Below are 10,452 nucleotides of genomic sequence, written 5' to 3'. Positions count from 1 at the left end.
GTCAAGCCACCGGCTTTTCTATTGGAGCGCACTACTTAGTCGCCGGCCAAACTTCCTTGGCCACGTCAATCACCAATTTAATCTTGGCCCACTGCTCAGCTTCCGTTAGCTGGTTGCCTTCTTCCGTAGAAGCAAAACCACATTGAGTGCTTAACGCTAAGTGCGCCAGCGGAACGTATTGACTGGCTTCTTTGATCCGCGCCTTGAGCACTTCCGGCTCCTCTAACGCCGGGCGCTTGGAAGTCACCAAGCCCAAGACGACTTCTTTTTCGGCTGGGACCTTCGCCAAAGGAGTAAAATCCCCGGAGCGATCATCATCAAATTCAAGGTAGAAGGCCGCGACGTTCTCTTGAGCCAACAGGTAGTCGGCCACCGGTCCATAGCCCCCCTTGGCCGCCCAAGTGGAATGATAGTTGCCCCGGCACACGTGGGTTGAAACCCGTAGATCGGCAGGCAAGTCCTTGATTGCTGCATTATTGAGCTTCAAGTAGATGGCTTGCAATGACTCGCGCTCAAAACCAGCGCCCGCCATTAAGGACCAGAAATCATCATCCACGACCATCCCCCAAGTACAGTCGTCCAATTTTAGGTCGCGACAGCCGGCTTCATACAGGGCCAAAATCAGGTCCCGGTAAGCCTTAGCCAGATCAGCGAAGAGGGCGTCATCGGTCGGGTAGACTTTCCGCAAGGCCGCGACATTCTCAGGTCCGCGAACCAGTTCCGCATAAAGTTGAGCCGGCGCTGGCAGTGATTGGCGTGGAATCAACTCCGTGCCATCGGTCAAGGTCTTGAGGTACTTAAAGGCCGTCAAATCCGGGTGGCTCCCCGTAAAGGCGATCTTCCCACTTACCTGCGCGGAGTCATTGCGGGTTTCTTCATCATGAAAAAGGTAGCCCCGCGCCTGGGTCGTGTGCTTGATCCCGCCAAAGCCCCAGAAGGTATCCAAGTGCCAGTAGCTGCGACGGAATTCGCCGTCCGTGACGACCTTTAATCCAGCGGCCGCTTCTTTAGCGACTAGGTCCTTGATCGCTGCATCTTCCACCTTGGTCAGGCCCGCCTGATCCAATTCTCCTCGCGCAAATTGTTCGCGCACTTGCTTTAACGCCGCCGGCCGTAAAAAGGATCCCACAATGTCGTAATGTAATTGAGTGCTCATGCTAACTTCCTGCTATATAAAATGTGGAACAACATAGAAGTTAAGAACCTTTATGCTGTTAGAAAGAATATAGTTTTCCTTTCTTAATTTTATTTACTACCGTCAACAGCAGTATTCCCACCTCCCTAACAAGAGGAAAGCGACATTAACTGCCTCTAATAGCACTGAAGGAGAGTTTTGCTACGCTCTCCGAGCCGTTAGCCCGGCTCATAAATTGCCTTAAATTAACGCCAAAAGATTGGCAACCGCATTCTCGTCACGATCCATCACCACACCGCATTCATAGCAGATATATTCTTCATGTTTGGTGTGGTGTTTCTTATTCCCAGCCAAAGTGACTTTGTCATCACCTTGCTTGATATGACCGCAAACAGAACAACGTTGGGTACTCGGGTAGAAACGATCCGCTACCAGCAAAGCTTTCCCGTACCAATCACACTTGTAGCTCAGAACCTGACGGAAGTAACCGAACATGGAACGCTGGAGCCCCTTAGAAGCAACATGACTCATCTGCATTTTCTTAACGGCAAGATCCTCAATCACAATTTGATCGTAATCGTTGACCAACCGGGTCGCGAATTTTTGCATCAAGTCGTGTTGGATATTAGCAACTCGACGATAATTACGCTGTAACTTGGCTCTCGTTTTGGCGTAATTGTTGCTTTGGGTTGCCTGTTTTCCATTGACCTTACGCTTGCGAGCTAGTACTCGTTGATAATGCTTAATCCGCTTGTAAAGTTTTTGGAGGTGGCTGGGCAAGGTATTGATTTCACCATCGGTGTAATTCAAGTGCCCAACATTGACGTCGACCGCCGTTTTCGCGCCTGTTTTTGGCTTCGACGGCACGGTCATCACTTCAAGGGGTAAGCTCGCCCAGTACTGACCGTTTTCCCGGTAAATTGAAACCACCTTTAACCCACCAGCTAAATCTTTTGCACCTTTGAACTTAATGTCCGACCATTTTTCGGCAATTCCACGGGGCTTGTCCAAGCGCAAGCAGCCATTAACTAGCTTGGCTCGATCAGTCTTAAACCCCTGACGGGGTGCCTTTTTCGACTTAAACCGTGGCTTCCCCCAGTCCGGTTGAGCTTTATTGAAAAAATTCTTCCAAGCCTTACCAAGATCAGAAATCGCCAACTGTAAACACCGAGCTGATAGTTGATACTGCCAGTCAGCCTTGTTAGCAACCAGTTCGTCACGAACTTTCCGCTCATTGGGCCGCTGCTTCTTATCAGCGAGGATCACCGAAGCATCATACATTTCGTTCCAAGTCGCCAAGCCTTGATTCCAGCAGTAACGCCGATAATCACACAGCTCATCGAGCACCTTTTTCATCGTCTGATTCGGATATAGCTTTACCTTTTGCGTGCGAAGCACGTTTTTCACCACCTTTCAAAGAAGTATCACCTTGTAGTTCCTTCTTGTATTTCCGTAACCCATACAAGCGACACGAAAACACATGAATAATACTTACCAAATCGTCTACCAATTCTTTATCGGGACTGGTATTTGGATTATTAAGAACTACAATTTCAGTACCGTGCCTTTGGCATAAGTGCTCAAACCATTCGTACCCAAACCTAATAAATCGGTCTTTATAGGTGATATAGATTGTCGCCACCTTATTTTGCATTACCTCATCAAGCAACTGGTTCCACTTTTTCCGATTGTAGTTCAGTCCGCTTCCAATATCGGTAATGGCTTCGTCAATAATGACTCCTTTGGCATTCGCAAACTGCCGAATGAAGGCAATTTGATCAGCTAAATTATCCTTTTGACCATAGGTTGAAACCCGCGCGTAAGCAACATTCTTCCGCGTTTGTTTATCCTCTAAAGGCTTCCCAATATATTGCAAGTATTGTTCTTCGGTGTAGTATCTTCGATTGGTCGGTGTCCGATATGCTTTCAGGATTCCTTGGTTGTCCCACTTTTGTAAGGTTTTAACCGTCACACCGAGTTTTTCTGCCATATCTTTCGGCTTTAGCATTGGCATAATATCAACTCCACATTTTCTTTTTCTCGTTAATATTATACCATTTAGTTATACACTATTACACATTTTAACTAACTGTTATCTCCTCCTTAGAAAACAAAAAAGCCCTAACAGCACATGCTCTGTACTGTTAGGGACGTCAATCAATCATCAACGGGGTACCACCCTAGTTTGCGACCTGGTTGCCCAGCTCGCCTTCGTCAGGGCCCGGTTAGACCGGATCCTGCGCCAGTGGTATCGGTTGGCCCCCCGCCAGCAGCTAATCATTCGCCACTGGATTCGCTCGGAGACCATCTTCACAGCTTCTTCCCGGTCGGCTTGCACCATCCCCGACTCGCTCAGCGGGCTTCCCCTGCTACTCATCTCTTCTCAGCGATTTTTAATTTAATTGCCATTATACTATAACGATCAGTAAGACCCGTCAACCCCTCGGGGCAAATTTTTCGGCCCGTGCTCAGTGATCCAAATCTGGTTCCCAATTTCCATGGAAAAGGGCCTGGGTCAGTTCGGCCGCCGTCATCGGGTGGTCGTCATCAAAACCCGGGAACTGGCGAATCGCGGTCTGGGCCGCTGCTTGATAACGCTTGGCCCGCCGCAGGGCGTAGGCAGTCAGGGAATCATCCTGGACGTAATTAAGCAGCTTGGCACTCGGCGTCGTCTTCGGATTTTCCACCCGGTCGGCCAGGTCCTCTAAAATTTCTTGGTATTCGGGGCCAAGTTGGAGCTGATTGGCAAAGCGCTCCAAGCTTTGCATCATTGCCCGGGCCTTATGCTGGTACTTGGTCGGCGCCGTTGGTTCCTCAGTCGCCACAACCTCATTCATTGCATCAGCCGCCGCCAAGACCCGGTCGACTTCATCCCCCTTCAGCGGCGGGGTCATGATAAAGTAGCTGGCCAGCAGGCGAATAAAACGCAGGGTGTCGGTGCGAATCCCGACCGAACTGCTCGGGTCCAAATCCAGCATCCGCAACTCCAGGTATTGGACCCCGGTCTGAGGAAGTTGGGTCAGGACCTGATTGCCCTTAAAGCGGACCGCCCCGTGGAATTCATAATCCGAGATCAAAATCCCCTCCTTGACCCCCGCTTCGATTCGGGCGACGTAATCAGCCACGCTGGTGTAAGCGCCGCGGAACTTGGTGCCAAACCCGTAGTGGCTTTGACGAATGCTGCGGATCGGGTGCGGCAGTGCCTGGCCCGGCGCAAAATAATTGGCTTCGGCCAGCGGGCTGGCGCCGAAGAGATATGTAATTAGCCACCGGTAGCGCATGAACCCCTGGGCCACCACCGTGTAAAGATAATTTTGGACCGCCAGTCGGGAAGGAAAATGGTCACCCAAGGCCTGCTGGACCAGCTCAATTACCTCGTCACTGATACTGAGGTTAATGTGGGCCCCGCACGGTGTCCCCTCTGAATAGCCGTGGCGTTTGGTCCATTCCTTCAAATAGGCTTCCTTGGCTGGGCCCATCTTGGCAAACTGCAGCTGCCGTTTGTCGGCCGGCAGCTGCGGTGGCATCGACAGGGGCCACAACAATTCGCCCGGCGCCAAGGCCGACCGTAAGACGTTGTTGATCGCATACAGGTAATGCATCGCATCCAGCGAGTGGCGGGCTGCCGGGGTAACAACTTCCGACATTGTTTCGAGGTAGTCATTGGTGATCCACGGGTTGGTCTTTTCATCACCGATCGCGGCCGGGTACGGCTCCTGGCTTAACTGCCCGGTGTCGTCGACGCGCTGCATTTCAATTTCCAGCCCCATTTTAAAGTTCGAGGTCTTGGCCACGGCGCCTTGTTCAAAGATTAATTGTCCCACTTTGCTAAACATCCTGCTCAGCCCCTTTCCATGAGTTGTTTCTAATTTTTTGCTTATTGTATTATAATTTTGCGAAATTGACAATTAAAAAACCGCCTTTCCCCAAAGGAAACGACGGTCGGTAAAATGGCTGTTAAGGGCGTCCCGCCAGCCAGTCAACCAAGCAGTCTTGGTAGCGGGCCGGCTGATCGTAAAAGACCATGTGACGCGCGGCGCTAAACTTTTCCCAGCGGGCCTGGGGTAGGCCGGTCGCTAATTGTTGGGCCACTGCATCCGTACACAGATCGTGGTCGCCATTAATCACCAGGGCCGGCAGGTTGAGCTGGGGCAAGCGGGCGGTGACGTCGTAATCACGCAGGTTGCCGGTCGGGGTAAATTCATTGGGCCCCCACGCGGTCTGGTAGGCAACCTGCCCGCCACGCTTGGGCCGCTGCAAGGGAGCGGGCATCGCCGCGTGGACTGGCTCTAAGGCGTGAGCTGCCATAAAATCCGTCAGCGCCGCTTGGTAAGCCGGGCTGGTGTAATCACCGCTGGCCTCCGCCTGGGCGATCGCCGCCTGCTGCGCGGGAGGCAGCTGGCTGACTAGGCCGTGGACTGCTTGCCCCCACCGTTGGGCCGAAGCCAGGGTACTGGAGAGGATCACACTTTGGACCCCGGTCGTGGTGGGCTGCAGTAAGTGCAGGAGAGCCAACATGCCACCCCAGGATTGGCCCAGCAGGTGGATTTTGGCTAAATGCAGCTGGGCGCGCAGGTTGGCCAATTCCGCCAGCCAAGTCTGGGCCGTGTAAACCGCCGGCAAGTCGTCAACCAGGCTGGACTGCCCACAGCCAACTTGGTCGTACATAATCAACTGGCGCTTGGTGGCGGCCGCTAAGGGATCGAGCAACTCAAAATAATTGTGACTCGAGCCCGGCCCGCCGTGTAATAACACCAGTGGCGCCAGCTCGTGGTCCTCGCCCACGATTCGCACGTAGGTCGTCAGCGGCCCAAAGGGCAAGTAGCGTTCTTCAATTTTCATGGGTTCACTTCCTTACTTGCTTCGAAGGAACACCGTCAATCAGGTCCTTAGCATCCTTCAAATTAGTGATGTCCTTATTGTTTGATTTTATAATTAACGTGTATTAACTTGGTGGCAGGAGGTGATATTACATGACAGCAACACTATCGGTAATCAAAAAGAACCTCAAGACACTTGAACGGTTTAGTGATGAAACGCTCGCAGATAGGTCCATCAAAAGTAATAACTTCTGGGCGACCTTGAAGATAACGGAAGCGGAAGTCCAACAAGAAATTAAGGATGAGATCAAGGAACTCGCGTATGATCCAGCCAACCAAACTCCATTGGGGGCAGAAAGGCTTGCTGACTAATGCAGGGAATCCATCAAGGCAACACTATTATTGACACTGAATCTCATGCTGAAAAACAATCGGTGGCCGTGATACGCCGTCAGCGAAGCAGAGAGCCAAACAGTGCTCTGCACCTTGCAAGGGTTTCTTTCTTACTTGATTTGATGAGTTTGAAAATAGTGGGCGATTTTTAACATTACCGCTTGTGAATCAGGTGCCGTTGTAACATCTAAGACCATTTGCCCAGCTTCAATCCCTTCGAATTTAACTCGCACCCCATTCAGTAATAGAAACACTTTCGCTGCTTCTAAGGCCGTCCTTTTATTACCATCCAAAAAAACATGCTTTTTAGTAATTTTTTGCAAATAATAGGCTGCCTTAAGCCAAATATTCGGATACGCTTCACGACCGAAAAAGATTTGCTGGGGAGCTGCCACAATACTTTGCAAGCCCTTTTCATCTGCTACACCGATGATCCCCTCACCAGCAAAGTCAATTACCTGCCGATTTATCTCGATCAACTCGGCTTCCGTTAAATACCGCATTTTTACTTATCCTTTAAAAACTCCAAGGTAGCCTGATCTTCGTTCATACTCTGCTTTAAGAGCGCTAAAAATTGATCATCAATCTGACCTTGTGATGGCATGGGTTTAATTACTACGCTGCCGTCTTGCTCATTAAAAGTAACCTCAATTGGGTCGTTAATTTTTAGCCCCGCAGCGTGCATAATATCTTTATTTAAGCGCACCGCACTTGAATTGCCCGATTTAAAAATTTTGGTTGGCATTTTAAGCACCATTTTATCCCCCTCTTTCTTCGTATATACATAAAGTATATCTTGTAAGTACATCAAAGGCAAAAAAAGACGGCCACGCAAGCGTGGTCGCCTTTTTTCGGGTTGGGCTAAGACTACTTAAGGGTAACAGTAGCACCAGCGGCTTCAAGCTTTTCCTTGATGTCGTTAGCTTCGTCTTCCTTAACGTCTTCCTTGATAGCAGAAGGAGCACCGTCAACCAGGTCCTTAGCGTCCTTCAGACCCAGACCAGTGATGTCCTTAACTACCTTGATAACCTTAACCTTTGCAGAACCGGCAGAAGTCAGTTCAACAGTGAAGCTGTCCTTAGCAGCAGCGTCGGCACCGGCAGCACCGGCAACAGCAACTGGAGCAGCAGCAGAAACGTCGAATTCTTCTTCGATTGCCTTAACAAGGTCGTTAAGGTCAGAGATTGATGCTTCCTTCAGAGAAGCAATGATAGCATCCTTATCAAAAGCCATGATTAAATCCTCCAATATATTATGGTTTTGTGTTACGCACTTTGGCGTAGGTAAAATTTAGCGACTACGCGGCGAGGCTTAAGCAGCTTCGTCTTCCTTGTCGGCGATTGCCTTGACGGCCCGTGCGATCTTGCGCATTGGGTCTTGCAGGGCAGATGCCAGCATGGAAAGCAGTTCTTCGCGCCCTGGCATCGTTGCGTATTCGTTGATTTCGTCCAGCGTCTTGACGCTTTGTTCGATGAACCCACCCTTAACTTCCAGGGCTTCGTGGTCGTCAGCGAACTTCTTGATGATCTTAGCTGGGGCGATTGGGTCTTCGTTTGAGAAGACGATGGCAGTAGGCCCAACGAAAACATCGTTCAATGCTTCGTAGTTCGTACCTTCAACGGCCCGTTGCAAGATCTTGTTCTTGATAACCATCATCTTAACGTCAGCGTCACGAAGTTGCTTACGTAAGTCAGTAACTTCAGCAACCGTTAAACCACGGTAGTCAACAACGATGGCGGTTTGGGCTTCCGTCAACATAGCGTTAACGTTCTTTACGGCTTCCGCCTTCTTTGCGATACTTGCTTCACTCATTAGTTTCACCTCCCGCTTTGAATTTGTGATCGGATTTATAAAAAAATCCCTATGACCGCAGACATAGAGAAGGAATTTCATTTCTTCCTCGGCAGGGTATTAAGGCGATCGCGCCACCTGAGTCTTAGGCAGAGTCATATTTAAATCAACTCTGACATTATACTCAATTTTGCGGCCCCTGTAAAGGAAAATCCGCTAATTTTTTGAATTATTTCCTGTATCGCTACCATTTGAATTTTATCTTCTGAATGGTCAAATGAAAAAGTGCATTTTCGCTTTCACGACGTATATAAGAAGTAGGGGCGAAATTTAGTCCCCAAATTTTGAAGGAGGCGAAAATAATGTCAGAAACTTTAGCGAGCGAACGCGCGACTCTGCATGCTGAGTGGCAACAAAAGACGATCAAGGACGATCCGATCTTCGGGACGGTGATGACCAATCCTAATTTGTGTGCCGAGCTGTTGCGGCGGGCCTTGCCAGAATTAACGATTCAGTGGGTGAAGGACGCTGATCCCCAGCACACCATTCAAGCTACCCCAACGGCCAAGGGGATTCGGATTGATGTCTATGCGCGGGACGATCAGAACCGAACTTACACCATTGAAATGCAAATGGTCAACGAGCATAATTTACCGTTTCGGATGCGGGAATACCAAGAGCTGATGGACCAGGAGATCCTAAACAGCGGCGATGATTACGACAAGTTGGCCAACTACCCAACTTACGTGATCTTTTTCTGCAACTTCGACTACTACCACCGCGGCTTGGCCCGCTACCAGTTTGAATTCCGGGACAAGTGGCACCCTGAGATCGCAGCGGGTGACCTGCGGACGCTAGTTGTTTTTAACACCAAGGCGAAGAACTATCAACACGCTGCTGAAATCCGCCCTTTTCTTGACATGATCCGAGGAACCGTCGATACTAAGGATAAGTTTATTTCCGCCGTGGATGCGGAAGTGAAAGAAATTCGTGCCGATAAAAAGCGGGAGGCGAGGTTTATGAAAGAACAAATTGAATTACGTCGTCAATTGCGCAAAAGTGAGGAAGCAGGACGCGATAAAACCGTTTTAAACATAATTAAGTCCTTAGAAAGCCAAGGAATGCCAAAAGCGCAAGTAGTCAAGACGATTGCTATCGCAGAATCTCTTTCTGCAGAAGAAGCGCAAAAATACTATGAACAGTTACTAGTTACTGAGCAATAAATGCCAGCTGTTCTCCCATTAAGGGAGTTGCCGTTTATCTAATCCACGCCGATAAACAACGGGAAGCAAGGTTTATGAAGGAACAGATTGAATTGCGTCGTCAGTTGCGTAAGAGTGAGGAACAGGGAATTACCAACATGGTTAAGGCTTTGCAACGACGTGGGATGACCATTCCAGATATAATTGCAACAATCGCTGACGCCTAAGGAATTTCTGAAGCGCAAAAATACTATGAGCAATTGTCAATTACTAAGTAGTTCGAACGCTTGCTACTATGCCATCCATTCCTCAAGCAGCTCAGCACTATTGAGCAGTTAGTCGTTACCAATCAAAACCATCGCCCCAAGCTTTGATCCCTTTTGATCACGGCTTGGGGCGATTTTGTAAATCATAAATAAAAACCTCCGATAGTTAAGTTGCCCTAAGTATAGAAGGTTCCTGATCGAAGTTTAAATCCGGTCTGTTATGCCATCTTACAATTCAACTACAAATAGCGCTCAGAAGTTGTCCTTCCTTTAAGGATACTTCTGAGCGCTATTCTGTTAATGACGGCTCATTATGCCGTGTTTACCATCTAAATTCTAAATTAACAAAAATGGTACCAACAGGATTTTACTCCTATTAGTACCAAAGATTGTAGAACCACTTTCGAACAAGTTTGATTAAAAAGAATCCACCCTCATCAAAAACAAGCTGAAACTGAGTTCATTTTCAAATGGATGCTAACGATTAATTTCCATCGTTAAATCTTAGTTCAACTTTTTGCGCTTGCGGGATGCAATCCCCAATAAGCCCAGTAAAGTGCCTCCTAAGCCAAATGTTACTAAAGCTTGGCTAGTATCATCACCAGTTTGTGGCAACTGCTTACTTGCTGTTTGGCTGCCAGATTGTTGCGACGTTGCTAACACACTCGGCTCAGTAACCGGTGTTGACATCGTCCCCTTGGTCATGGCGTCCTCATTACCCTCGTGTTCTGACGCGTTCGGTTTTCCGTTCAGAGCTTTCTTAGCGTTATCTATAGCTTGCTTAGCTGCCATAACTTCTGACGCACTGGCGTTATTGCCGTTCGACTTGTCCAAGATCGCTTGAG

13 protein-coding genes and 1 other annotated feature are annotated in these 10,452 nt (G+C 48.9%); of the genes, 3 read left to right on the top strand and 10 right to left on the bottom strand.

The features are described from left to right. Window positions 1-31 precede the first annotated feature (31 nt). The 5 genes from BN54_RS09460 to BN54_RS09440 all read right to left on the bottom strand — a co-directional run bounded on the left by BN54_RS09460 (window position 32) and on the right by BN54_RS09440 (window position 5,977). Window positions 32-1,156, bottom strand: coding sequence for a 5-methyltetrahydropteroyltriglutamate--homocysteine S-methyltransferase (locus BN54_RS09460; protein ID WP_019206946.1), 1,125 nt, complete (start codon window positions 1,154-1,156; stop codon window positions 32-34). A gap of 219 nt (window positions 1,157-1,375) precedes the next feature. After that, window positions 1,376-2,491, bottom strand: coding sequence for an RNA-guided endonuclease InsQ/TnpB family protein (locus tag BN54_RS09455; RefSeq protein WP_019206945.1), 1,116 nt, complete (start codon window positions 2,489-2,491; stop codon window positions 1,376-1,378). Continuing rightward, window positions 2,472-3,149, bottom strand: a complete 678-nt coding sequence (locus BN54_RS09450) for an IS607 family transposase (RefSeq protein ID WP_019206944.1) — start codon at window positions 3,147-3,149, stop codon at window positions 2,472-2,474. Before BN54_RS09450 ends, BN54_RS09455 begins: the two co-directional genes overlap by 20 nt. 454 nt (window positions 3,150-3,603) lie before the next feature. Further along, window positions 3,604-4,971: a hypothetical protein gene (locus BN54_RS09445; RefSeq protein ID WP_019206943.1), complete on the bottom strand. Its 1,368-nt coding sequence runs from the start codon at window positions 4,969-4,971 to the stop codon at window positions 3,604-3,606. A gap of 121 nt (window positions 4,972-5,092) precedes the next feature. Further along, complete coding sequence (locus BN54_RS09440) at window positions 5,093-5,977, bottom strand: proline iminopeptidase-family hydrolase (protein WP_019206942.1); 885 nt, start codon at window positions 5,975-5,977, stop codon at window positions 5,093-5,095. A 131-nt stretch (window positions 5,978-6,108) separates the two neighbouring features. Between BN54_RS09440 and BN54_RS09435 the strand changes: the two genes are divergently transcribed. Further along, window positions 6,109-6,327, top strand: a complete 219-nt coding sequence (locus BN54_RS09435) for a hypothetical protein (protein ID WP_019206941.1) — start codon at window positions 6,109-6,111, stop codon at window positions 6,325-6,327. 131 nt (window positions 6,328-6,458) lie between these two features. Here BN54_RS09435 and BN54_RS09430 read toward each other — a convergent pair whose 3' ends face one another. The 4 genes from BN54_RS09430 to rplJ all read right to left on the bottom strand — a co-directional run bounded on the left by BN54_RS09430 (window position 6,459) and on the right by rplJ (window position 8,160). Then, window positions 6,459-6,851, bottom strand: a complete 393-nt coding sequence (locus tag BN54_RS09430) for a type II toxin-antitoxin system death-on-curing family toxin (protein WP_019206940.1) — start codon at window positions 6,849-6,851, stop codon at window positions 6,459-6,461. Window positions 6,852-6,853: 2 nt separating this feature from the next. Continuing rightward, complete coding sequence (locus BN54_RS09425; RefSeq protein WP_019206939.1) at window positions 6,854-7,105, bottom strand: AbrB/MazE/SpoVT family DNA-binding domain-containing protein; 252 nt, start codon at window positions 7,103-7,105, stop codon at window positions 6,854-6,856. A gap of 110 nt (window positions 7,106-7,215) precedes the next feature. Next, the gene (gene rplL / locus BN54_RS09420) at window positions 7,216-7,581 is read right to left on the bottom strand and encodes a 50S ribosomal protein L7/L12 (protein WP_019206938.1); all 366 of its coding nucleotides are present in this window, start codon (window positions 7,579-7,581) and stop codon (window positions 7,216-7,218) included. 78 nt (window positions 7,582-7,659) lie between these two features. Beyond that, a complete protein-coding gene (gene rplJ, locus BN54_RS09415) occupies window positions 7,660-8,160 on the bottom strand; it encodes a 50S ribosomal protein L10 (protein WP_019206937.1) in 501 nt (166 codons plus the stop codon). Between the two features lie 31 nt (window positions 8,161-8,191). Then, window positions 8,192-8,307 (bottom strand) — a sequence feature (ribosomal protein L10 leader region). A gap of 194 nt (window positions 8,308-8,501) precedes the next feature. On the opposite strand from rplJ, the gene BN54_RS09410 reads away from it, so the two are divergent. Together BN54_RS09410 and BN54_RS10495 are read left to right on the top strand one after the other, a co-directional pair. After that, window positions 8,502-9,362, top strand: a complete 861-nt coding sequence (locus BN54_RS09410; protein ID WP_019206936.1) for an Rpn family recombination-promoting nuclease/putative transposase — start codon at window positions 8,502-8,504, stop codon at window positions 9,360-9,362. A 74-nt stretch (window positions 9,363-9,436) separates the two neighbouring features. Beyond that, entirely contained in the window at window positions 9,437-9,568 is a 132-nt protein-coding gene (locus tag BN54_RS10495) for a hypothetical protein (RefSeq protein ID WP_019206935.1), read from the top strand. Window positions 9,569-10,111: 543 nt separating this feature from the next. Here BN54_RS10495 and BN54_RS09405 read toward each other — a convergent pair. Continuing rightward, on the bottom strand, window positions 10,112-10,452 hold a 341-nt coding region (locus BN54_RS09405; RefSeq protein WP_040470260.1), incomplete at its 5' end, for an LPXTG cell wall anchor domain-containing protein.

It is taken from the genome of Limosilactobacillus ingluviei str. Autruche 4 (assembly GCF_000312405.1).
Lineage (GTDB): Bacteria > Bacillota > Bacilli > Lactobacillales > Lactobacillaceae > Limosilactobacillus > Limosilactobacillus ingluviei.
Note: the sequence above shows the minus strand (reverse complement) of the source record. Positions and strands in the feature narration are given on the sequence as shown.